The sequence below is a fragment of the Caulobacter segnis genome (assembly GCF_003243465.1).
GTDB lineage: Bacteria > Pseudomonadota > Alphaproteobacteria > Caulobacterales > Caulobacteraceae > Caulobacter > Caulobacter segnis_A.
Map to the genome: position 1 here is coordinate 100,941 of NZ_QFQZ01000001.1, position 22,309 is coordinate 123,249.

Here is a 22,309-nt window from a genome sequence, read left to right on the forward strand (position 1 = left end):
GACATAGTTCCCACGGATTCAGCCAAGGCGCTCCGCATGACCCGCGCGATCGGCTTTCTCGTCTATCCGGGCTTCCAGCTACTGGACGCCACCGGACCGATCGCGGCGTTCGAGATCGGCGGGCGGTTTTCGCCGGGCGCCTATAGTCTGCACTTCCTGTCGCTGCGGGGCGAGCCGACACCGAGCTCCTCGGGTCTCGTTATCCAGACGAAGCCCCTCGACTCGGCGCCGATGCTGGACACCTTGCTGATTTCGGGCGGCGACACGGTGAAGGCGCCTGCATCCTGTCCCGAGACCCTGGCCTTCGTCCGCAAGGTCGGGCGCGAAGCCCGCCGCGTCGCCTCGGTCTGTTCGGGAACCTACGTCCTGGCCGAGGCGGGTCTGCTGGACGGCAAGCGCGCCACCACCCACTGGAGCCGGACCCAGGACTTCCAGCGGCGCTATCCGAACATCCGGCTCGAGCCTGACCGCATCTGGATCCAGGACGGCAAGATGTGGAGCTCGGCCGGCATCACCGCCGGCATCGACTTGTCGCTGGCCCTGATCGGCGCGGACCTCGGTGAGGCCATCGCCCGCCGCACCGCCCAGCAGCTCGTGGTCTATCACCATCGCCCCGGCGGCCAGTCGCAGCACTCGGCCCTGATAGACCTGCGCCCCGGCCGCTTCGACGCCCTGCTGTCGTGGGCGCGTCAGAACCTCGCCGAGCCGCTCAGCGTCGAGCAGCTGGCCGACCGCGCGGCGATGAGCCCGCGCAACTTCGCTCGCCTGTTCGCCCAGGAGACCGGCGTCACCCCCGCCAAGGCGATTGAGCGCCTGCGTGTCGAGGCGGCCCGGGCCCTGCTGGACAGCGGACCGCTGCAGGTCGAGGACGTCGCGCTGGAGACCGGCTTCGGCGATCCGGAGCGGATGCGGCGCGCGTTCCTGCGCGCCTTCGGCCAGCCGCCGCAGGCGCTGCGACGGGCGGCGAAGGCGGGGTAGCCGTTCAGTCCGTGCAGTGGACGTCGTCGTCTTCCTCCAGCGCCGCCTGGACGCGGTGGCCGATCGCCGTGGCCCCGGCGTCGTCGGCCGCGATGTCGCCCTGGTCCTGGCGATCGGTCGAGGCCTCGGCCAGGGCGTCCTGGGACTTGTCTTCGGTCGGTTCGCTCATCGGAAATCTCCCACGCAATAGGTGGAAAATCTAAGGCCCGAGGCGCGGGTCCGTTCCGACGTGCGTCATGCGGCGTCGGCCCGGGCGGGCAGGAACGGCGAGACGGCCGCCAGCGCCCGCTCGACATAGGCCTCCTTCTCGCCGACCGGGGCGACGTAGCGGATCGCCTCCTCCGCCTCCGCCCGTCCGGCGACGCGGGCGATCATCCACGCGGCGAGGTATTGCGAGGCCAGGCACCCGCCCGCCGTGGCGACATTGCCGTGCGCCACGAACGGCGCGTCCAGCACCTGGACGCCGGCCTCGATGACCCAGGGCTTGGTGGTCAGGTCGGTGCAGGCCGGCAGGTCGCCGACGAGACCCAGCTTGGCCAGGATCAGCGTCCCCGAGCACTGGGCGCCGATCAGTTGGCGCGCCGGATCCAGCTGGATGCGCGAGAGCAAGGCCACGTCGGCGGCGACCTCGCGCGTCTTGATCCCGCTGCCGATCAGCACCGCATCGGCCTCGGCGGCGAATTCCAGAGGCTGCTGGCGCTGGATCGTCACGCCGTTCATCGAGGTCACGGTTTGGGTGGGACAGGCGATCTGCGCCGTCCAGCCCTTGGCCTTCATGCGGTTCAGGATCGCGGCGGCCACGAACGAGTCGAGCTCGTTGAAGCCGTCGAAGGTCAGCACCGCGATGCGCATGGGGGGTCTCCCGAAAGCCGAGGGACGAGCATAGACACGCCCCACCCGGCGCGTCACCGGCGGACTTGGCGGGATCTTCGGATCGGTTCAGGCTGGCGCCATGCTCTATCTCGTGACCAAGGCCGCCGTCTCGGGCGTGATCGTCGCCGCCGTGGCGGAGATTTCCAAGCGCTATCCCGGCCTTGGCGGACTCGTGGCGTCGCTGCCGCTGGTCTCGGTGCTGGGCATGATCTGGCTGTGGCGCGACACCCACGATCCCATCCGCCTGGCCGACCACGCGACGGGAACCTTCTGGTTTGTGCTGCCGTCCCTGCCCATGTTCCTGCTGATCCCGGCGATGCTGAAGCGCGGCGCGCCGTTCTGGGCCGCGCTGACGGCGGGGTGCCTGCTGACCATGGCGCTCTACGCGGCCATGGTCTGGGTCGGACCGCGGCTGGGGCTGAAGCTCTAAAGCGTCGTCCGGTCCCGCGACCTCGCGTCCTCGATCAGCTCGCCCGAGTGCAGCACCCCGTCGATCGCCCGGTCGCGCCAGGCGACCGTGCTGTCGTAAATATCCGCCGCCAGATCGACCTCGGAAACCAGAAGCCCCTCCGACTCGGCCTCCAGCGCGCCGGTGATCACACCATCGGGGCGGACGAAGAAAGACGGCCAGCAACTGCGCGGCGCCGACGAGTTCGGACAGCTGATCCACATGTTGTTGTTCGAGGCCGCCGCTATCATGCCGGCCGGCATGGTGATCCCAGGCAAGGTGGTCCCCCCGGTCAGGACGTGTCGACCGACGCCCGCCTCCATCGCCGCGAACCGCTCGGCCGACAGCCCGCCCGCATGGAAGCCATGGAACATCATCCTCGCACCCAGCCGATGATAGGCGCGGTAGAGCTCGGGATAGCGATAGTCATGGCAGATCAGGACGCCGCAGCGCACGCCCGTGATGTCGAACACCGCGAAATGGTCGCCAGGCGTGTAGTGAGCCAGATCTCCGGTCATCCCCGCCGGGTCGCCCGCGCAGAACCTCTTGTCATAGCGATCGACCAGCGCCCCAGCGGCGTCGAGCACATAGGCGCAGTTGTGCGGCTTAAGTCCGTCGGACCGGCGATGGGCCGAGCCCAGGATAGTCCAGAGTCCCAGCTCGCCGGCAAGGGCCATGACCCGCCGTGTCGCCGCCTCCAGGCGCGGCCAGTCGAACCCGTCTAAGCGCTCGAAGTCGACGCCCGCATAGCCCGACAGCGCGCCTTCCGGAAAATGCGCGACGTCGGCGCCCGCCGCTTTGGCTTGGCGCATCAGCCGCGCGATCGCCGCCAAGTTGGCGTCGACGTCGGCCGAGACAGCGAATTGGGCGGTCGCGACCCTCACACGCCCCGCTCCGCCCGCAGCCGCGTCACCTCGTCCTGCAGCAGGGCCAGACGCTCGGCGTGTTCGCGGCACAGGACCATCAGTTCGGCGCTGCGCAGGTCGTCCAGCTTGTCCATCACCCGCATGATCTCCAGCTCGGCCCGCAGGTTGACGGCGTAGTCGTGCTCGGCGGTCAGGCGATCCTTCGCCGCCTGGCGGTTCTGGCTCATCATGATCACCGGCGCCTGGATGGCCGCCAGGGTCGAGAGCAGCAGATTGAGGAAGATGAACGGATAGGGGTCGAAGGCCAGGCCTCGGCCGCGCGCAAAGACGTTCCAGCCCATCCATAGGAACAGCGCCAGGGCGAAGCCGCCGATGAAGCCCCAGGAGCCGCCCACCGCCGCCACCCGGTCGGCCAGGCGCGTCCAGAACGTGCCCTCCTCGTCCAGCAGCATTCGCGGGTCGGACGGCTGCTCGGCCAGGATCAGGTCGATGACCCGCTTCTGGACATCGTTGAGCTCGTCATAGGGACGCCCCAGCAGGTCGATGGCGAGCTGGTCGAGATGTTGGCGGGTCATGCGGGGACTCGAGGGCTGATCGTGGCGGAATCTTTCCCGCCTATGGCCAAGCCTGGCAAGATCGCGCGACCGCGCCTTGACCCTTTGCGCCGCTCGGCATCTGATCAGCGATAACAAAGATATGGGAGGGACGTCGCCATGACCGCCAGCGGTCGCAACAGCATCTTCATCACCGGCGGGGCCAGCGGCATCGGCCTGGCCTGCGCCCAGCGCTTCGCGGCCGAGGGCTGGTTCGTGGGGCTGGCGGACATCGACCAGGCCGGCCTCAAGGCCGCGCTGGCCAGGATCGGTCCGGCCAACGGCTCGATCCATCCGCTGGACGTGCGCGACCGCGAAGGCTGGGAAAACGCCCTGGGCGACTTCGGGCGCGAGACCGGCGGCAAGGCCGACGTGCTGCTGAACAACGCCGGGGTCGCGCGGTTCGGCGTGCTGGAGGACATGTCCGACGCCGACTGCGACATCCAGGTCGACGTCAACATCAAGGGCGTGATCAACGGCGCGCGGGCCGGGCTGCCCTTGCTGAAGGCCGCGGGCGGCCGGCTGATCAACGTCGCCTCGTGCGCGGGGCTCTACGGCTCGCCGAAGCTCGCGGTCTATTCCGCCACCAAGTTCGCGGTGCGGGGCCTATCGGAGGCGCTGGACGTCGAGTACGCCCGCCACGGCGTCAGCGTCGCCTGCGTCATGCCCTGGTTCGTCGAGACGCCGATCCTGAACGCCGGCGCCTCAGGCACGAACGAGCACATGAGCGACGCTCTGCGCGCGGGCGGCCTTGAGGTCTATCCCGTCGAGGACGCCGCCCAGGTGGTCTGGGAGGCCGCGCGGGGCAAGGCCCTGCACTACTTCGTCGGCAAGCGGGCCCGGCAGATGCGCTTCGCGACCAGCCACATGCCCGGCGCGGTCAGGAAGCAGCTCCGCTCGCGGCCCCTACTGTCGACTTGAGGCCGTCCAGCGGCGCGCGCTCGGACGAGATCGGGATCGGCTTGGCGACCGCCTTGTCGGCGGCCGGCGCCGAGGCCGGCTCGGGCACGGTTCCCAGCGGACCGCCCTGCCCCTGGGCCGAGGCCGGCTCGACCCGGGCCACGGCGCTGGCGGCGTAGATCACCGGCGGCTTGCCGTCGGCGGTCAGGCTGGCGATGTCGGACGGCGCGATGTCGTCGACCGTCGGCAGGTGCGAGGACGCGGCGCTGTGTCGGCCGAAGCGGTAGAAGATGTGCATCCCCACCTGGGCCACCCGCAGCAGGCGCGGGCCCCAGCCCGGCGAGACATTGGTGGTGTGGAAGTGCGTGGCTGAGCCGACCTGGTTGGTGATCGCGCCCGACAGCGCGCGGGCGGCGATCTTCCGGGCCCGGTTCCAGGCCCCAGTGTCACGCGCGTGGCGCATGGAGCCGTCGCAGGCGAAGCTGAACTGGCAGCCGGTGCGGTTATAGGCGCCCTGGAACACCACGCCGCAGATCGACTTCGGGAAGGCCGGGTGGCGCACGCGGTTCATCACCACCTGGGCCACGGCCGCCTGGCCGCTGGGGGTCTCGCCGCGCGCTTCGTAGTAGATGGCGTCGGCCAGGCACTCGAGCTCGCGGGAGCTTTCCAGGGCGTTGCCCAACTGGAACGGACCGGCGGCGCCGAAGCTGGCCCGCAGCATCAGGGGGCCGGTGCGGCCGCTCTGGCCGGGCATCAGGCTGGCGCCGGCGCCTTCAAGGCGGGCGGCCAGTTGGGCCGACTGGCGATCGCGCTGATCGACGGCGGCGAAAAGGAAAGGATCATGACGCTTGGCCACGGCGAGAGCGCCGGGGTCCATACGCGTAGCCGCGCTGACCATGGCCGCGTCCGAAAAGCTTCCGGAGGCGCCATCGGCCAAGCGGGCGACGCGGGCGTGGGTCGAGGCCGATTGAGCCAGGCCACCCATAAGGTAAACGCCGCCCAGGGCCAGACCCGTGATGGATCCGACCAATACGGCGCCGACCAGCCCGCGCGCGTCCGCGCGCGTCTGCGACTTGATATACAAAACTCGTGTCCTGCGCGGCGAGGGCCTCCGGCCCCCCGACAAAAACCGCTTCGAGATCCCCGGAAAAGCACTGTCGGGGAGGCCTTCGAAGCGGGGGATTGGCCGTATCACGACGTGGCCAAGATCCCGCTGTTAGCGGCTTATGACGTATCGGTGACCATCTCGCAAGCGCTCGGAGCCCTTCGCGGGCCGCCTTGCGCGCACGCGCCGCAGGCTCCAATCCTTAATGCCTTGAATCCGCGTAAAAAGCTGAAGCGGAGCGATCGGCGATTTTTTTCGCCCCGAAAACCCCCGCGCCGCCTGATTTCCACCTATGGTGGCGATGACGAGGCGGCGTCTTCCGGCGCGTCGCGGGGGACGCAAAGGGTTAATGCGGAAGCTTAAGCAAAGCCTTCCGCAAGGGAACTTCAGCGTCCCCGCGCGAGGCGCCAGCCGTGCGCCGCGACCTTGACCAGATTGATCGCTGCGGCGACCCACAGGGTGATCTTCAAGGTCATGTCCAGCACGCGCTGCACGTTGGCGAGGCCCGCCGCGGTGGCGTCCGGCGCGATCACCGTGATCAGCGGCTGGTGAGGCCACAGCACCCAGACCAGGGCCACGCCGCCGACCGCCCCGGCGATCTCGGCGAGGTCCCGCGCCGCGGTCCAGCCCGGGCGAAGCACCAGGAACAGCGACGAGACCCCCTGCAGGATCGCCAGGGCCAGGACCGGCCAATAGAGCTCTCGCAGCAGCGGCGTGACCGCCAGCGTCATGTCGCCCTGGCCGGCGTGGATCACCGACCCGATCGGAAACGCGACCATTCCGGTCCACCAGGCGATGAACAGGCCGGTGGCGGCCAGCTCGAACAGACCGTCAAAGCGGCTCTTGGCGAACCAGTCCTGGCTCTTGGGGGCGCGCGGCAGCTCGCTGACCTTCCAGCGGCTGAGGTCGCCCAGCTTGATCCAGCCGCGCTCGACCGCCGCCGCGACAAGGGTGGCCGCGCCGATCAGGCAAAGGGCGGTCGGAATGAAGTCGGTGACGGCGCGCAACACCAGCCGCACGTCGCCATGGTCGACCATCACCGCCAGGATCGTCGGGATCGCGGCGGCGAAGGCGGCGACGGCCAGCAGGGCCTTCACCCCGAACAGCCAGAACGGATAGATTTCCGGCCCCACCAGGCCTCGCCCCGGGCCATAGCGGCCCGCCACCGCGATCGGGTGGCCGATCTCGCGAAGCAGGTCCTCCAGCTCGCGCCGGTCGAGGGGGCGGCCGCGCTGGACCTCCAGGTCCTCGACGCGGTTCAGGATCAGGTCGCGCAGCTCGGCGACGATGTCGTCGCGGGAGGCCTTGGGCAGCAGGGCGGAGACGGCGCCCAGGTAACGATCCACCAGATCGCTCATGTCATAGGGTCCTTCGGTGAGGGTGGCCGCGCTCACAGCAGCGGCTCCAAGGCGGCGTTGATCGCGCGCCACTCGTCGGCGAGGCGGGCCAGCACGGCCCGGCCCTCGTCCGACAGCTGGTAGAAACGCTTCTTGCGCTTGTCTTCCTCGCGCCATTCGCTGGCCAGCAGCCCCTGGGCCTCCAGCCGGCGAAGCATGGGATAGAGCGCGCCTTCGTCGATCTCGACGCCCACCGACGAGAGGGCCTGGCGCAGGCTGTAGCCGTAGCGCTCCTCCCGCAGCTGGGCGAGGACGGCGAGGATCAGCGTCCCCCGCCGCAGCTCCTGGCGGAGCGATTCAAAGATGTCCGTATCGGTCGGCATGAACGTGTGCGCCACATAGTGTGCATCACATGGTGTGTGACATACACTGTATGTCACACAGTATGAGAAGGAGTCAATGGCGTAACGTGGATCGCTCGGCGGCGGCGCGTATTCTCCAGACGACACCTTGTCGGGAGACGCCCATGGCCGACCTTACCCGCTTCGTCGAGGCCCAGGCCGAGACCCACGAGACCGCCCTTCGCGAACTCCGGCGCGGACGAAAACAGAGCCACTGGATGTGGTTCATCTTCCCGCAGATCCAGGGCCTGGGCGCGAGCCCGACGGCTCGCGTCTACGCGATCGCCGACCTGGCCGAGGCGCGCGCCTACCTCGCCCACCCGGTGCTCGGCCCCCGCCTGATGGAGGTCGTGGCGGCCATCAACGCCCTGCCCGGCGCCGACGCCCACGCCGTGTTCGGCTCGCCCGACGACCTGAAGCTGCGCTCCAGCCTGACCCTGTTCCAGGCCGCCGCGCCGGACGAGCCGGCGTTCGGCCAGGCGCTGGCCAAGTACTTCGGCGAGGTCCCCGATCCCCGGACGCTGGAACGACTTGCGGCCGAACCGTAGGTAGCCGTCCCGACTTCGAACACGCCGCGGCCGGCGTAGTATCGCGGCCCGAGAGCCGAGCCTCCGGGGAGAACGCCATGGACACGATGATGAAGGCCGCCGTGGTGCGCGCCTTTGGCCAGCCGCTGGTGATCGAGGATCGCCCCCGGCCCAAGCCCGGACGCGGCCAGGTGCTGGTGAAGATCGCCGCCTGCGGCGTCTGCCACACCGACCTGCACGCCGCCCACGGCGACTGGCCGATCAAGCCGTCCCTGCCGTTCGTTCCCGGCCACGAAGGGGTCGGCGCCGTCGTCGAGCTGGGCGAGGACGTCGAGCACCTGAAGATCGGCGACCGGGTGGGCGTGCCCTGGCTGCACACCGCCTGCGGCCGCTGCGTCCACTGCCTGGCCGGCTGGGAGACGCTCTGCGAGAAGCAGCAGAATACCGGCTATTCGGTCGACGGGGGCTTCGCCGAATACGTGCTGGCCGACGCGGATTATGTCGGGCTGATCCCGGCCAACCTGTCCTATGTCGAGGCCGCGCCGATCCTGTGCGCCGGGGTCACGGTCTATAAGGGCCTGAAGGTGCTGGACGCCAAGCCGGGCGACTGGGTGGCGATCTCCGGCGTCGGGGGCCTCGGGCACCTGGCCGTGCAGTACGCCAAGGCCATGGGCTTCAAGGTCGCCGCCGTCGACGTCGCCGAGGACAAGCTGGCCCTGGCCCGCGCGCTGGGCGCCGAGCTGACGGTGGACGCCAGCCGCGAGGACCCGGCCGCCGTCTTCCAGGCCAAGGTCGGCGGCGTGCAGGGCGTGCTGGTCACGGCCGTCTCGCGGACCGCCTTCAGCCAGGCGCTCGGCATGGTCCGGCGCGGCGGGACGGTGTCGCTGAACGGCCTGCCGCCCGGCGACTTCCCGCTGTCGATCTTCGACACCGTGCTGCGCGGGATCACCGTGCGCGGCTCGATCGTCGGCACGCGGCTGGACCTGCAGGAAGCCCTGGCCTTCGCCGCCGACGGCCGGGTCAAGGCCACGGTCTCGACCGAGGGCCTGGGCGCGATCAACGCCATCTTCGATCGCCTGGAGAAGGGCGGGATCGAGGGGCGCGTGGTGCTGGACTTCGAGGCCGCCCCGTGAAGATCGCCCTGCTGGCGATCGGCCTGACGCTGGCGGCCTCGCCCGCCGTCGGCCAGGCCTCGGCCGAGAACGGCGAGCGGATCGCCCAGCGCGCCTGCGGCGGGTGCCACGCGGTGCGGGGGAGCAGGAGCCCCCTGCCCGACGCGCCGCCGTTCGCGCGGCTGCACGCGCGCTATCGCCAGGGCGGCCTCGACGCCCTGCTCGACGAAGGCATGCTGGCCCCGCCGCAGCCGCCGGAGGAAGGCTCGCCCCGCACCCATCCGCGCATGCCGATGGCCAGGCTCGACGATGACCAGCGCGCGGACCTGAAGGCCTATCTGAAGAGCCTGGAGCCGAAGCGGTAGGGCGGCGCCCTAAACCTCCGGCATCTCACGCGCCGGGCCCGGCGCGTCCTCGGCGTCCAGCGGGAAGCTGATCTCGCAGCGCACGCCGGCGGGATCGTGCGCCAGGGTCACCTTGCCCCGCAGCTCGCGGGCCAGGGCCTGGGAGATCAGGCGGGTGCCAAAGCCCTTGCGCGTCGGGGCGACGACCGGCGGCCCGCCCTCCTCCAGCCAGACCAGTTCCAGCTGGCCGGCCGCCACGCGCCAGGTCAGGCGCACCACGCCGCCCGCGACGCTGAGGGCGCCATACTTCAGGGCGTTGGTGCTCAGCTCGTGGAACGCCATGGACAGCGCCAGGGATCGCGCCGGCGAGAGGCTGACGGCGGGGCCGCTGGCGATGAAGCGATCGGCGACGAACGGCTCGGCCGCCTGCCGCACCAGGTCACCCAGCTCGGCGCTGGTCCAGCTGGACTGGGTCAGAAGGTTGTGCGTCGCCGACAGGGCCATCAGCCGCCGGTCGAAGGCCTCCCGCGCCGTCGCCAGGTCGTCGGAGGAGCGCAGGGTCTGGGCCGCCAGCGACTGGACGGTGGCCAGGGTGTTCTTGACCCGGTGGTTTAGCTCGTTGATCAGCAGCCGCTGCAGCTCCTCGGCGCGTCGGCGCTGGGCCAGCTCGGTCTGGGCCGACTGGTAGAGGCGGGCGTTGTCGATGGCGATCGCCGCGTGCGAGGCCACGCCCTCGGCCAGCCACTGGGCCCGCTCGTCGAACACGTCGGGATCGGAATGGCCGAAGAACAGACCGCCGATGATCTCGCCCGAGCGCGAGCGGACCGGCACGGCCAGGTAGCTGCGCACCGGCAGATGCCCCTCCGGCATGCCGAAGTGCGGGGCGTTGTGGCCGTAGCGGGGGTCCTGGGTGATGTCGCCCGAGCGCACCGTGCCGGCGCCGTCGAAGGTAGGGGCGAACACCTCCGTCGCCCGCGGATGGCCGAACTTCTCGAAAGCCGACCGGGGCGCTCCCGACAGGGCGTAGAGCATGATCGCCCGGCCGTCGGCGTCCGGGGCCTTGTAGAAGAAGGCGGCGTAGCGGGCGCGGGTCAGGGCCGCGCCGGCGTCGATCACCACCTGGACGGCGCGCTCCAGATCAAGCTCCGCGGCGATGACGGCGCCGGTCTCGTTCAGCACGGCCAGGGCCGCGCTCTCGGCCTTGTAGCGGCCCTCGCTGCGCTCCAGGGCCTCGCGGCCGCGCCGCTCGCTGGCGACCGCCGCCAGGATCAGGGTGGTCGAGGCCATCACCGCGACGAACTGCTGGGTCAGCAGGATGGCGGCCGAGGGCCCGGCGTCGTGGAAGGGCCCGCGCCCCTGCAGCGTGCCGAGGAAGGCGCACAGGCTGACCAGCACCGACGCCAGGGCCGCGCCGCGGGCGTCGAAGGCCAGGCCCGCCCAGACCAGCAACGGAAAGACGAACCAGGCGCGGGCGTAGGCGCCCTCGCCGTGCAGGAAGATCAGATAGGCCAGGGCGCTGGTGGCGATGCAGATCAGGGTCAGGTGGGCGATGCGAGAGGACGTCCAGCGCTCCAGGGGCCCGCGCCAGGTGAGGAACGGCGGGGCGAAGGTCAGGACGCCGGTGAGAAAGCCGAACCACCAGTTGATGAACGCCTGGTCGATCTTGTCGGCGGGCGAGCCGCCCAGGAACAGCATCAGCGCCCCGGTTCCCGCCGAGATGGTGGCGCCGCCGGCCCCGGCCCCGGTGACCAGCCAGAGGGCGCTGGGCAGGCTGTCCAGCCGGGCGTTGGTCTTCAGGCGGTTCAGGATCAGGACGGGAACCAGCGCGCCGAGCGCGGTGGCCAGGGCGATCACCAGCTGCGCCCACAGCGGCTGCGGCGCCCCCATGACCCAGAAGGTCAGCAGGCGCCCGACCAGCGCGCCCAGCCAGACCCGCGGGCCGTAGTAGGCGACCGCCGCCAGGGCGATCCCGGCGGCGGGCCAGAACGCCGTCCCGGCCCCCGGCACCACGGCCCAGCGCAGGCTGAGCACCGCGGCCACGCAGTAGATCAGGCCCAGGCTGGCGACCAGCAGCCACTCCCGAACGGTGCGGGGCGTCAGGTTCGCGCGTTCAAGCCCGCGCAGGACCGCCGTCACGCGTTTCGCTCCTGGCCCGTGCTCATCGGCAACGCCGCAACCCTTTCCGTCACGGAGGGCAGCTTATGGCCGAACGCCCCGCGACCGCCAGCCACGTCGCGCGGCCGGGCGCGTTTTCGCCGACCGACCCGCCTCAGGGCTTGAGCCCCCATTCGGCGAAGCGGGTCTCGACCTCGGCGTCCAGGCCGCGCGCCGCCACCAGATCGGCCTCGGCGCCCGCCCGATCGCCGAGGCTCAAGCGGGTCAGGCCGCGCCCGAACAACGACGCGCCTTGCTTGGGCGCCAGCTTCAGGGCCTGGTCGTAATCGCGAAGCGCGGCGTCGAACCGGGCGGCCCGGAAGTTGACCAGGGCCCGGCTGTCCAGCGCCGCAGCCAGGTCCGGCCGCAGCGCCAGCGCCTGGTCGCAGTCGGCCCGCGCCTTGTCGAGCTCGCGGTTGCGCGTCGCCCGCAGCCAGCAGCGGCCGTTCAGCAGGGTCACGTTCTTCGGATCCTGGCTCAGGGCCGCGTCGAACATCGCCAAGGCCTCGTCCGTGCGCCCCATCTGGTCCAGCACATCGGCGCGCGAGGCCTGCAGGCCGGCGCTCAGCGGGTCGATGCGGATGGCCTCGGTCGTCAGGACGAGCGCGGCCTCGGGTTGCTTTAGCCGAAGCTGCATCGCCGCGACGGTCGACAGCACCTCGACATTGTTCGGCTCCAGGGCCTGGGCCGCCAGACCGCGCTTCAGGGCGCCAGCCGGATCCTTCCGCCCGAACAGAGCCCGCCCCTCCGCCAGCACGGCGTCGGCGCTTTTGGGATCCAGAGCCTGCGCCTGGCGCGCGGTCGCCAGGGCGGCGTCGTACTTTTCGCGAGCGAGCTGGGTCCTGGCCAGGACGAGCAGGACTTCGGGATCCTTTGGCGACTTGGCCGCCGCGGCCACGGCGACGGCCTCGGCCTCCTCGCGCCGATCCGACGCCCACAGCACGTCCACCCGCATGCCCAGCCACGCCGTCGAGGCGCCGGGCAGCCGCGCCTCGGCCTGGTCGAGCAGCTTCAGCGCCTGGGGGTAGGCCTTCCGCGCCATCGCCGTCTGGACCAGGCCGGCATAGGCGCCGCGCTCGAAGTCCGGCGACTTCAGCGCCGTGCGGAAGGCCGCCTCGGCGGCGTCGTAGCGGCGCTCCCCCAGGGCCTGGAAGCCCTCGCCCACCGGATCGGCGCCCGGGGTCTTGTCGTTGACGATCTCGACGACATAGCCGCCGAACGCCTGGAAACCCCGCCGCGCCTTCTCCTGGCTGGCCTTGGCGTCCTCGGCGGTGATCTCGGGCCCCACCGCGCGGGAGCTGCGCATCAACAGCACCTGATTGTCGCGGAGGTAGGCGGCGCGCGTCACGTCGTAGCCGCCGAGCGTCTGCTTCACGAACATGCCGCTGAGCCGATAGCGATCGGTCTTGGGCAGGGTGGCGTAGACCACCGTCCGGTCGAAATAGGGATAGTTGATGGCGTAGGGCGCGGTCTGGTCCTGCTCGGAGTCGCGCTCGTAGCCGGGGGCGAACAGCTCCGAGATCGGCAGCGGCCACAGCTGGCCCAGCCGCGGATCGTTGACCAGGTTCAGCTTGCCGGACCCGGTCGCGCGCATCGTCAGCTCGGCCTTGGGCGCGTCGTAGGACCAGTCCGCCGTCTCGAAATCCACCCAGCCCAGCATCTTGCCCCAGCCTCGGCGCAGCCCGCGCGAGACATCGTCACGGGGCTGGCTGGCGAAGGTCCGCGCCGACGAAATGGCCTGGTCCCCGCGCAGGATGGCTTCGACCGTCACCTTGGCCGGCGTTTCGAGGCCGGCGGCGGCGTCGATCCGCACCACGGTGCTGTCCTGGGCCAGCATCAGCGGCTTGGGCGTCAGGCGCTCCAGCGTCGCGGCCTTGGCGCGGACGGGCAGCGCCCAGCCGTAGGCGGGGACCTGGAGGTTGGCCAGGGCCTCGTCGCCCTGGCGGGTGCCGTCCAGCCAGTAGACCTCGTCGCCGATCGTCGCCCGCACGATGACATGGTCGAACCGCGCCAGGCTGGGCAGGCGCTGCTCCATGCCATCGCCCCAGCCGTCGCTGTTGACCAGGGCGGCCTCGGCCGGAATATCGAGCGCCTTCAGCAGCGCCATCAGCAGGGCGGTCTTGGCCTTGCAGTCCCCGAACCGCCGCGTCCAGGTCTCGTCGGCGGCGGCGGGCGCATAGGCCCCCGCGCCCATGCCGATATAGACATAGCGCACCTGGGTCTCGACCAGCTTCAGGGCCAGGGTGGCGCGAACCAGCGGATCGGGGCTGGCGGCGCGGATGCGCTCCACCTCGGCCAGCAGCGGCGAGTTGGGCTTCAGCGTCCCAGCCGTCGCGTACAGGCCGGCGAGCAGGGCCGAGACCTCGCTCCAGTCCGAAAGCTGGGTCCATTCGATCGTGCCGGCCTGGGCGTAGCGCATCGGCGCGCCGACCGGCAGGCGGCGGTGCTTCAGGTTGCTGGCGTCGACGAGCAGTTCGCTGCCCGTGGCCGTCTCGGTGACGGTCGTCTTCGGAAAGCCCTCGGTCGTGCGCCAGCGCAGCGGCGCGCCCTTGGGCCACAGCAGCCGGATGCGCATCCGGCCGACCGTCCCGCTCGCCTGCAGGGCCGTCGTCGAGTCGAAGCGGCCGCTGCCGAGGGGATCGCGATAGCGGCGGCTGACCTGGACGTCGACGATGTCGCCGACCCGCAGGTCCTTCAGCTGCAGCGTCGCCGTCAGCTGGCCGTTCAGCATCGCCGATTCGAGATTGGTCTCGCGTCGCAGGACCTCGAACTTCTCGCTCTTGAGGACGTCGATGACCTTGCCGTCGCGAATGATCGCCACGCGGTTGACCGTGACCCGCTCGGTCTCGGGGTCCCAGTCCTCGACGATGGAGCCGAGGTCGTCGAGCCCCTGTTCGGAGATCACCTTCGAGGCGGTCCGCAGGGTTGTCTCGCCATAAAGGCCGTCATAGCGGGTCTGCTCGTCATAGAGGACCAGCGACGACGCGGCGCCGGGCTCGGCTTCCGGCGGCGGGGGCAGGTCGGCCGGCTTCACCCAGGACGGCGGGGCGCCGTAATAGACCACCCGGTCCGCCGCGCTCGCGGCCGTCGCCACCAGCGCGATCGTGGCCGCGCCCGACAAAGCATATCCAAACCGCATGTACGCCCCCTCTTGATCGCTACAGTAGCGTTCCGGCGCCGCACCGCAACCCAAGGGCGCGCGCGCCTCCCGCCAAGCTGCTGCCATTCCCCGTCAGCAGCCCCTCTAGCCGTGGCGCGTCCCCGCGCCTACCTTGGGGTCATGCCTCGCAGCCCAAACCCCGGCGTTTCGGACGTCTCGACGCCCTTCGTGATGGACACCCTCGGGGGCGCCGTCGGCGACGTTTCCGTCGGCGTCATGCCCATGCTGTGGACCCCGCACCGGCCCGCGCGCCCGGACAAGTCCGAGGGCGGCAAGAAATTCAAGCTGGTCAGCGACTACCAGCCCGCCGGCGACCAGCCGACCGCCATCGCCGAGCTGGTGGAGGGCATCCAGAACGGCGACCAGGACCAGGTGCTGCTGGGCGTGACCGGCTCGGGCAAGACCTTCACCATGGCCCAGGTCATCGAGCGCACCCAGCGCCCGGCCCTGATCCTGGCCCCCAACAAGACCCTGGCCGCCCAGCTCTACAGCGAGATGAAGTCGTTCTTCCCGGAGAACGCGGTCGAGTACTTCGTCAGCTACTACGACTACTACCAGCCCGAGGCCTACGTGCCCCGGACCGACACCTATATCGAGAAGGACAGCTCGATTAACGAGCAGATCGACCGGATGCGCCACTCGGCCACCCGGGCGATCCTGGAGCGCGACGACGTCATCGTCGTGGCCTCGGTCAGCTGTATCTACGGCATCGGCTCGGTCGAGACCTACACCGCCATGACCTTCACCCTGGAGGTCGGGCAGCGGGTCGACGAGAAGCAGCTGATCGCCGACCTCGTGGCCCAGCAGTACAAGCGCAACGATCAGGCCTTCGAGCGCGGCACCTTCCGCCGCCGCGGCGACACCATCGAGATCTTCCCCGCCCACTACGAGGACCGCGCCTGGCGCGTCACGATGTTCGGCGACGAGGTCGAGGCGATCGCCGAGTTCGACACCCTGACCGGCAAGAAGACCGCCGAGCTGGAGACCATCAAAGTCTACGCCAACAGCCACCACGTCACCCCGCGCCCCACCCTGCGCCAGGCGATCATCGAGATCCGCAAGGAGCTGAAGGACCGGCTGGAGTGGCTGACCGCCAACGGCAAGCTGCTGGAGGCCCAGCGCCTCGAACAGCGCACCACCTTCGATCTGGAGATGATCGAGACCACCGGCTCGTGCGCCGGCATCGAGAACTACAGCCGTTACCTGTCGGGCCGTAAGCCCGGCGAGCCGCCGCCCACCTTCTTCGAATACATCCCCGACAACGCGCTGCTGTTCACCGACGAGAGCCACCAGACGGTTCCGCAAATCGGCGCCATGTACAAGGGCGACCGAAACCGCAAATGGACGCTGGCCGAGTACGGCTTCCGCCTGCCCTCGGCCCTGGATAACCGCCCCCTCAAGTTCGAGGAGTGGGACGCCATGCGGCCGCAGTCGGTGCACGTCAGCGCCACCCCAGCCGACTGGGAGCTGGAGCGGGCCGGCGGCGTCTTCGCCGAGCAGGTCATCCGCCCCACGGGCCTGATCGACCCGCCGGTCGAGGTGCGCCCGGTCTCCAAGGACAACGCCTCCCAGGTCGACGACGTGGTCGACGAGATCCGCCAGACCATCGCCAAGGGCTACCGCACCCTGGTCACCGTCCTGACCAAGAAGATGGCCGAGGACCTGACCGAGTACCTGAACGAACAGGGCATCCGCGTCCGCTACATGCACAGCGACGTCGACACCCTGGAGCGCATCGAGATCATCCGCGAGCTGCGGATGGGCAACATCGACGTGCTGGTCGGCATCAACCTGCTGCGCGAGGGCCTCGACATCCCCGAGTGCGGCCTCGTCGCCATCCTCGACGCCGACAAGGAGGGCTTCCTGCGGTCGGAAACCTCGCTGATCCAGACGATCGGGCGGGCCGCGCGGAACGTCGACGGCAAGGTCATCCTCTACGCCGACCGGATCACCGGCAGCATGGAGCGGGCCATGGCGGAGACCGCCCGCCGCCGCGAGAAGCAGCACGCCTACAATCTCGAGCACGGCATCACGCCCGAGAGCGTCAAGCGCGACATCAAGGACATCCTCAACAGCCCCTACGAGCGCGGCGACCGCGTGCTGGTGCCGATGGGCATGTCCGAGACCGACGACCGCCCGTTCAGCGGCGACAACTTCAAGGCCGCGCTCAAGGATCTGGAGGCCAAGATGCGCGAGGCAGCCGCCAACCTCGAGTTCGAGACCGCCGCCCGCCTGCGCGACGAGATCAAGCGCATGAAGCTGATGGACCTGGAGTTCGCCAACGAGGTCCTGGCCGCCACAGGCGACGAGGTCGACAAGGCCGCCCCCAAGCGCCTGCGCGCCGAGATCCGCGAGGAGAAGGCCGCCGAGTTCCGCAAGAAGCGGCGCTAGGGCCTTGGCGAGCGACGCGCCGAGGCCGCAGCGACCTCAAGAGAGCGTCCGGGCGATCCTGGGGCGCCGGGCCCTGGGCCTGGCGCTGGCCTTCGGCCTGACCCTCGCCGGGCTGCTGGGGCTGAACGCCGTCCAGGCGTTTCTGGACAAGCCGAACGCGGCGGTCGTGGCCACGATCCCGGACGTCCTGGTCCTGTGGCGCGAGGCGGAGCCGTCGGCCTATTTCTGGGCGCTGTTCCTGATCGCCTTCCCGCCGCTGGCCCTGATCCCCGGCGCGTTCGGCCTGAGCCATCGCCAGGTCCCGCCGCTGCTGTCCGCGCGCAGGCGCTGGGCCGTCGTCGGCGTGGCGGCGGCCCTGGTCGCCGCCGGCGTCGGCGTGGGCGCGGTCTTCGGCCGCGCGGAGGTCGCCGTCGCCACGCCGTTCGGCGTCAGCTGGCTGAAGGACGGCAAGCCTCGGGAATACTGGTCCTGGGGCGCGGCGACCAGCATCGCCGCCGCCTGCGTGAAAGGCGACAAGGCCGACAGCTTCGCCCTCAACTACGACGTCGCCTTCCCCACCGGCCGCGAAGCCAACCTGGCCCGGCCGGAGGACAAGATCGCCGACCTGGTCCCGCGCCTGGCGGTGCTGGACCAGCGCCTGCGGGCCAGCGGCGTGCCGCGGTTTGTCAGCGTCGAGCCGGGGTGTCTGGAACAGGTGGGGCGCCCGCTGCCGCCGGCCGAGCGGGTGACGTTGAGGGCGGTGGTGGGGCGATAGGGCGAGGCGTCAGGCGCCCCTCTGCGGGAGGCGGCGCGACGACCGCCGGTGGAGGGAGCGGCGCTGGCCGAGGCCCGCAAGCCATGCTATGTGTATACATTCGAGAGAAGATACACACTATGCGCACCAACATCGTCATCGATGACGCCCTGATGACCGAGACCCTCAGGGTCACGGGCCTCAAGACCAAGCGCGAAGCTGTCGAGCTGGGCCTCAGGACCCTGCTCGACCTGCGCCGTCAGGCGGCGATCCGCGGGTTGCGCGGCAAGCTGGCCTGGGAGGGCGACCTCGACGCGATGCGGACCGACGAGGCGTGATCCTCGTCGACTCCAGCGTCTGGATCGACTTCTTCCGAGGCGTATCCACGCCCCAGGTCGAGCGACTGGACAACCTGCTAGGCGCGGAGCCCCTGGCGGTCGGCGACCTGATCCTGACCGAAGTGCTGCAAGGATTCACGCGCCAGAGGGACTTTGACCAAGCCCTGGCGGCGCTGAGCGCCTTCCCGATGATCGAGATCGGCGGCCATGACGTAGCGCTCCAGGCCGCCCGCAACTACCAGGCCCTACGCGCCCGAGGCGTGACGCCGCGCAAGACCATCGACACCCTGATCGCGACGCGATGCATCGAGGGCGGTCACGCGCTGCTGTTCAGCGACCGGGACTTCGAGCCGTTCGCTGAGCATCTTGGGTTGGTGTCCGGGATGGCGTGAGGGCCGCGCCAGCAACCTCGCCCCCTACGCCGCCACCGCCTCGCCCGGCGCGACGATCTCGTACCGCTCATTCACCCACCGCCCGACCAGGCGGCCGGCGGCGTCGTGGATCCAGACTTCGGCGGTGTTGAGGTGGCGGCTGGCCTCCGCCGCCAGGGCGCGGGCCCGGCGCTCGGCCTGGCCGCCGGTGTCGAAGGTCATCACCTCACCCGTCGAGGCGACCTTCACGCACCATCCCCCATCGAAGGGGGAGACCACGAAAATACTCCGCATGGCTCTCTCCAATCCAATGGACGCTTACCTGCTCTGAGGAAGCGGACAGAACGTAGGGCCCCTTTCGGCGGTTCCAAGACCCCTCCGATGAGGTCCGGCGCGGGCGGGAACCGGGGTCGAGGCCGGCCGTTGCTGCTCGGCTCCGGAGACCGCCGGGGCGTTTCTTCGCCTGGACAAGCCGATGACGCCCGCAACGGACAGCCCCGCCTCGGACACCTATGACGCCATCATCGTCGGCGCCGGCCCCGCGGGCCTGACGGCCGCGACCTATCTGGGGCGCTTCCACCGCAAGGTGCTGGTGCTGGACGGCGGGCCCTCGCGCGCCAGCTGGATCCCCGAGAGCCACAACACCCCCGGCTTCCCGCACGGCGTCGGCGGCGAGGCGCTGCTGGGCCGCCTGCGCGAACAAGCCGGCCGCTATGGCGCGGAGCTCCGGGTCGGGCGGGCGCGGAGCCTAGTCCGCGGCGCCGACGGCTTCGTGCTGGGGATCGCGGCCCAGGGCGGCGACGCGCCGGCGATCGTGCGCGCCCGCTTCCTGCTGCTGGCGACCGGGGTGGTGGACCGGCTGCCGGACCTTGAGGGCGTGGAGGACGCCATCCGCGCCGCCCGGGTGCGCCTGTGCCCGATCTGCGACGCCTACGAGGCCAGCGGCCAGCGCATCGCCGTGCTCGGCGACAGCGATCACGGCGCGCGGGAGGCGGCGTTCCTGACCACCTATTCCGCGACCGTGACCCTGCTGGACCTGAGGCCGGACGCGCCACGCGGCGACGAGGGCGGCGTCTCGCGCCGATCCATCGTCCTGGACGACATCGTGCTGACGGGCGACGCGGTCGCCGTGCGCGGGGCCGGCGAGGCGGCGGAAAGCTTCGACTGCCTCTATCTGGCGCTGGGCTTCGACAGCCAGCAGGACCTGGCCCGCCAGGTCGGAGCCGAGCGCGACGACGAGGGCCGACTTCTGGTCAGCGGCCATCAGCAGACCTCGGTCGACGGCCTCTATGCGGCCGGCGACGTCGTCCGGGGCCTGAACCAGATCGCCGTGGCGACCGCCGAGGCCGCCATCGCCGCCACCGACATCCACAACCGTCTGCAGCGCGTCCGGTTTGGCGCGGCGTCGCCAGGCGCTGCGATCGCCGTCTAGCTGGCCGTCAGGACGCGCTCTGCGGATCTTTTCCGCCGACCGAGCACAGCTCGACCCAGACCGCGTGCAGGTCGCTCTGCTTGTCGCGGGCCAGGGCCGCGCGGCCGTTGACCACGATATAGGGCTGGAACTCGGCGTCCGCGCCGAGCCTCACCTCGCCGCAGACCGCGACCCGCCCCTGGCGGTGCTCGATATGGTCGCCCCGGAAGGCGACATTGTCCCAGACTTCCAGGTGGCGCTTCACGGTCCACTGGGCGCCGCTGAGCTCCATCTGCCGGATTCGCGGCAGGGCGAGCGGCGTCTCGACCTGCGCCGACTTGGCGCTGGGGTGATAGTCGAACGCCATGAAGGCCACGAAGCCGAGCAGGATCAGATAGGGCCAGACCGAGCGATGGAGGGCGAACCGCGTCGTCGTCGGTCCCTCCGCTATGTTTTCGGCCATGGGAAATCTCCGCTCCCCCTTAAGCCCACCGGACGAGTCCGGCATGGCTCCCTGTGAACGCCCTTAGCACACCCTCAGACCAGGAGCCATAAACCAAGGCGGGTCACCTGAAGAGGCTCCGCCTGATACACAGCCTGAAGTGTATTCAGCCGCATCGGCGGCGTCATGGCGGACGATCCAGGATCGCCACTATTGCGCCGGCTCAACCGGAACGGATCTCCAGGCCGCGACGGCGTCCCGGCGCTCGGCGTCACCGCTTGGGGGGCGGCGCGGCCTTATCCCGGCGCTCGCTGGCCGCGATCTGGCTGAGGATCAGCAGGGACGAGGAATAGTAGTCCTCGTTCTGGATCCGGGCCTCGGAAGCGCGGCCGGTCAAAGTCAGGTCGGCGACGCTGGCCATGCCGACCGGCGCGGCGAACTCGGCGACCTCGCCGCTGCGCACGTCGATCCAGGCCGGGGCCGGCTTGCCCGCCGCGCGGAACGAGGTCCACCAGCGCTTGACGGGATCGAGCGAGGCGTCGGCGCCGCGGCCCGACCAGCACATGTAGAGCGGAACCCGGATGGCGTCGAAGCCAAAGCGCGGCGGGCGGTCGGGGTCCGTCCACATCGCGCCGGCGGTGTCGACCTTGACCCAGTCGACCGTCAGGTCGGCGGCGCCGAAGCGCGCGTCGCGGAGGGCGCGAAGGGCCTGGTCGCGGACCTGCGGCCAGAGCGACTTGGGCTCGCGCGCGGCGAAGGCGTCCAGCGCCGGCATGATCGCGTAGGACGGGTTGAAGATCATGCCCTGGGCGGTGACGAAGCCGTCGATCCCCGGCGCGAGCAGCAGGCGGTCGCCCTGCTTGACCAGCAGCTTGGCCAGGATGGCCTTGCGGATCTGGGCGCTGGCCTCGAGATAGTCGGGCTTCTTCCACCGCTCACCGCCGCGCAGCAGCGCCCAGGCGATCAGCAGGTCGCCGTCGAGGGCGTTGTTCGGGTCGGCGACGTGCAGGTCGCCGGTTGGCTGGTAACGCCACTTGAACAGGCGCGTGTCGGGCCGCGACAGCGTGCGGTCGGTCCAGGTCCACAGCGTCTTGAACGTGGCCGGATCGTCGTAGGCGGTCGCCATGATCATGGCGAAGCCCTGCCCCTCGGAGTGGCTGACATTGCCGTTGCCGGTGTCGACCACACGCCCGTCGGGCAGGACGAAGCGGGTCTTGTAGTCCGCCCAGTTGCCGGGCGTGGGCGCGGCGCAGGCGCTGATCGTCACGGCCTGAAAGCTCAGGGCCGCGACCACGGCCAGCAGGGCCGCGCGCCTAGAGGCCATAGGAGAATTCCAGGACCTCGTCGCCGGCGCCTTCGCGGTGGGTGGCGGCCATCTCCGGCCGGCCGCCCTGGCTCTGCAGCCAGACGGTGTAGACCCCTTCCAGCAGGGCGGCGAAGGCGCGCCGCCAGTGGCCGCTGGCGTCTTCCAGGTGCTGGCCCGGATAGGCGCGGTGGTGGATGGCGATCGCGTTCTCGGCCAGGGACAGCGAGACATAACCCCAGTCCATCTCGGCCAGGACCGCGTTCAGCGAGGCCTCCAGCTCGTCCAGGGTGGTGACGGCGGGCAGCACGACCGACTGCGACACCCGCACGCCGATCTGGCGGTAGAAGCCCCAGGCCTCCTCGGCGCTGAAGTTCTCGAACAGCTCGTCGGCCATGGCCAGCAGGACGGCGCGCCACTGGACGCTGAACTGGCGGGCGGCAAGGTAGCGCAGGTCCGAGGTCTCGGTGACCTTGACCGCTTCGGGCGCGGTCCGGGACGAAAGGCTCTTCAACATCCGTT

24 protein-coding genes are annotated in these 22,309 nt (G+C 70.4%); 11 read left to right on the plus strand and 13 right to left on the minus strand.

What is annotated here, in order from left to right:
* Positions 1-36: 36 nt before the first annotated feature.
* A complete protein-coding gene (locus DI526_RS00480) occupies positions 37-978 on the plus strand; it encodes a GlxA family transcriptional regulator (RefSeq protein ID WP_304272709.1) in 942 nt (313 codons plus the stop codon).
* A gap of 4 nt (positions 979-982) precedes the next feature.
* On the opposite strand, the gene DI526_RS00485 is transcribed toward DI526_RS00480, so the two are convergent.
* The gene (locus DI526_RS00485; protein WP_304272712.1) at positions 983-1,147 is read right to left on the minus strand and encodes a hypothetical protein; all 165 of its coding nucleotides are present in this window, start codon (positions 1,145-1,147) and stop codon (positions 983-985) included.
* Between the two features lie 65 nt (positions 1,148-1,212).
* Complete coding sequence (locus DI526_RS00490) at positions 1,213-1,830, minus strand: DJ-1/PfpI family protein (RefSeq protein ID WP_304272715.1); 618 nt, start codon at positions 1,828-1,830, stop codon at positions 1,213-1,215.
* A 100-nt stretch (positions 1,831-1,930) separates the two neighbouring features.
* Between DI526_RS00490 and DI526_RS00495 the strand changes: the two genes are divergently transcribed.
* Complete coding sequence (locus DI526_RS00495; RefSeq protein WP_304272718.1) at positions 1,931-2,281, plus strand: DUF3147 family protein; 351 nt, start codon at positions 1,931-1,933, stop codon at positions 2,279-2,281.
* Here the strand turns inward: DI526_RS00495 and DI526_RS00500 are convergent.
* Both DI526_RS00500 and DI526_RS00505 read right to left on the minus strand, forming a co-directional pair.
* Positions 2,278-3,183 carry a carbon-nitrogen hydrolase family protein gene (locus DI526_RS00500; RefSeq protein WP_304272721.1) on the minus strand — a complete coding sequence of 302 codons (906 nt, stop codon included), beginning with the start codon at positions 3,181-3,183 and terminating at the stop codon, positions 2,278-2,280. The two genes, DI526_RS00495 and DI526_RS00500, sit on opposite strands and share 4 nt — an antisense overlap.
* Entirely contained in the window at positions 3,180-3,740 is a 561-nt protein-coding gene (locus tag DI526_RS00505; protein ID WP_304272724.1) for a DUF1003 domain-containing protein, read from the minus strand. Before DI526_RS00505 ends, DI526_RS00500 begins: the two co-directional genes overlap by 4 nt.
* A 138-nt stretch (positions 3,741-3,878) precedes the next feature.
* Here DI526_RS00505 and DI526_RS00510 point away from each other — a divergent pair, with 138 nt between their 5' ends.
* The gene (locus DI526_RS00510) at positions 3,879-4,679 is read left to right on the plus strand and encodes an SDR family oxidoreductase (protein WP_304272727.1); all 801 of its coding nucleotides are present in this window, start codon (positions 3,879-3,881) and stop codon (positions 4,677-4,679) included.
* Here the strand turns inward: DI526_RS00510 and DI526_RS00515 are convergent.
* The 3 genes from DI526_RS00515 to DI526_RS00525 form a co-directional block, all read right to left on the minus strand.
* Complete coding sequence (locus tag DI526_RS00515) at positions 4,639-5,742, minus strand: cell wall hydrolase (RefSeq protein ID WP_304272729.1); 1,104 nt, start codon at positions 5,740-5,742, stop codon at positions 4,639-4,641. The two genes, DI526_RS00510 and DI526_RS00515, sit on opposite strands and share 41 nt — an antisense overlap.
* A gap of 407 nt (positions 5,743-6,149) precedes the next feature.
* Positions 6,150-7,157, minus strand: a complete 1,008-nt coding sequence (locus tag DI526_RS00520) for a hypothetical protein (protein ID WP_304272732.1) — start codon at positions 7,155-7,157, stop codon at positions 6,150-6,152.
* Positions 7,154-7,483, minus strand: coding sequence for a PadR family transcriptional regulator (locus DI526_RS00525; protein WP_304272736.1), 330 nt, complete (start codon positions 7,481-7,483; stop codon positions 7,154-7,156). Before DI526_RS00525 ends, DI526_RS00520 begins: the two co-directional genes overlap by 4 nt.
* A gap of 143 nt (positions 7,484-7,626) precedes the next feature.
* On the opposite strand from DI526_RS00525, the gene DI526_RS00530 reads away from it, so the two are divergent.
* The 3 genes from DI526_RS00530 (at position 7,627) to DI526_RS00540 (ending at position 9,505) form a co-directional block, all read left to right on the plus strand.
* Positions 7,627-8,049 carry a DUF1810 domain-containing protein gene (locus tag DI526_RS00530; RefSeq protein ID WP_304272739.1) on the plus strand — a complete coding sequence of 141 codons (423 nt, stop codon included), beginning with the start codon at positions 7,627-7,629 and terminating at the stop codon, positions 8,047-8,049.
* Positions 8,050-8,126: 77 nt separating this feature from the next.
* Positions 8,127-9,161 (plus strand): alcohol dehydrogenase AdhP, encoded by a 1,035-nt coding sequence (gene adhP, locus DI526_RS00535; protein WP_304272741.1) that lies wholly within the window; start codon positions 8,127-8,129, stop codon positions 9,159-9,161.
* Positions 9,158-9,505, plus strand: coding sequence for a cytochrome c (locus DI526_RS00540; RefSeq protein ID WP_304272742.1), 348 nt, complete (start codon positions 9,158-9,160; stop codon positions 9,503-9,505). The genes adhP and DI526_RS00540 overlap by 4 nt, the downstream gene beginning before the upstream one ends.
* 9 nt (positions 9,506-9,514) lie before the next feature.
* Here DI526_RS00540 and DI526_RS00545 read toward each other — a convergent pair whose 3' ends face one another.
* Together DI526_RS00545 and DI526_RS00550 are read right to left on the minus strand one after the other, a co-directional pair.
* The gene (locus DI526_RS00545) at positions 9,515-11,620 is read right to left on the minus strand and encodes an MASE1 domain-containing protein (protein ID WP_304272745.1); all 2,106 of its coding nucleotides are present in this window, start codon (positions 11,618-11,620) and stop codon (positions 9,515-9,517) included.
* 133 nt (positions 11,621-11,753) lie between these two features.
* Positions 11,754-14,777 (minus strand): DUF3857 domain-containing protein, encoded by a 3,024-nt coding sequence (locus tag DI526_RS00550; protein WP_304272749.1) that lies wholly within the window; start codon positions 14,775-14,777, stop codon positions 11,754-11,756.
* Positions 14,778-14,918: 141 nt separating this feature from the next.
* Between DI526_RS00550 and uvrB the strand changes: the two genes are divergently transcribed.
* From uvrB to DI526_RS00570, 4 genes are all read left to right on the plus strand, one after another.
* The gene (uvrB, locus tag DI526_RS00555) at positions 14,919-17,189 is read left to right on the plus strand and encodes an excinuclease ABC subunit UvrB (RefSeq protein ID WP_304272752.1); all 2,271 of its coding nucleotides are present in this window, start codon (positions 14,919-14,921) and stop codon (positions 17,187-17,189) included.
* A 4-nt stretch (positions 17,190-17,193) separates the two neighbouring features.
* Positions 17,194-17,943: a hypothetical protein gene (locus DI526_RS00560; protein WP_304272754.1), complete on the plus strand. Its 750-nt coding sequence runs from the start codon at positions 17,194-17,196 to the stop codon at positions 17,941-17,943.
* Positions 17,944-18,062: 119 nt separating this feature from the next.
* Positions 18,063-18,260, plus strand: a complete 198-nt coding sequence (locus DI526_RS00565) for a type II toxin-antitoxin system VapB family antitoxin (protein WP_304272755.1) — start codon at positions 18,063-18,065, stop codon at positions 18,258-18,260.
* Entirely contained in the window at positions 18,257-18,652 is a 396-nt protein-coding gene (locus tag DI526_RS00570) for a PIN domain nuclease (RefSeq protein WP_304272758.1), read from the plus strand. The genes DI526_RS00565 and DI526_RS00570 overlap by 4 nt, the downstream gene beginning before the upstream one ends.
* A 24-nt stretch (positions 18,653-18,676) precedes the next feature.
* On the opposite strand, the gene DI526_RS00575 is transcribed toward DI526_RS00570, so the two are convergent.
* Positions 18,677-18,925 carry a DUF2188 domain-containing protein gene (locus tag DI526_RS00575; protein ID WP_304272761.1) on the minus strand — a complete coding sequence of 83 codons (249 nt, stop codon included), beginning with the start codon at positions 18,923-18,925 and terminating at the stop codon, positions 18,677-18,679.
* 181 nt (positions 18,926-19,106) lie between these two features.
* Between DI526_RS00575 and DI526_RS00580 the strand changes: the two genes are divergently transcribed.
* Positions 19,107-20,063, plus strand: a complete 957-nt coding sequence (locus tag DI526_RS00580) for an NAD(P)/FAD-dependent oxidoreductase (RefSeq protein WP_304272764.1) — start codon at positions 19,107-19,109, stop codon at positions 20,061-20,063.
* A 7-nt stretch (positions 20,064-20,070) separates the two neighbouring features.
* Here the strand turns inward: DI526_RS00580 and DI526_RS00585 are convergent, their stop codons facing one another.
* The 3 genes from DI526_RS00585 to bcsD all read right to left on the minus strand — a co-directional run bounded on the left by DI526_RS00585 (position 20,071) and on the right by bcsD (position 22,304).
* Positions 20,071-20,505, minus strand: coding sequence for a hypothetical protein (locus DI526_RS00585; protein ID WP_304272767.1), 435 nt, complete (start codon positions 20,503-20,505; stop codon positions 20,071-20,073).
* 250 nt (positions 20,506-20,755) lie between these two features.
* On the minus strand, positions 20,756-21,808 hold the full coding sequence (locus tag DI526_RS00590) for a glycosyl hydrolase family 8 (protein WP_304272769.1): 1,053 nt from the start codon (positions 21,806-21,808) through the stop codon (positions 20,756-20,758).
* Entirely contained in the window at positions 21,798-22,304 is a 507-nt protein-coding gene (gene bcsD, locus DI526_RS00595; RefSeq protein WP_304272772.1) for a cellulose biosynthesis protein BcsD, read from the minus strand. The genes DI526_RS00590 and bcsD overlap by 11 nt, the downstream gene beginning before the upstream one ends.
* Between the last annotated feature and the right edge of the window lie 5 nt (positions 22,305-22,309).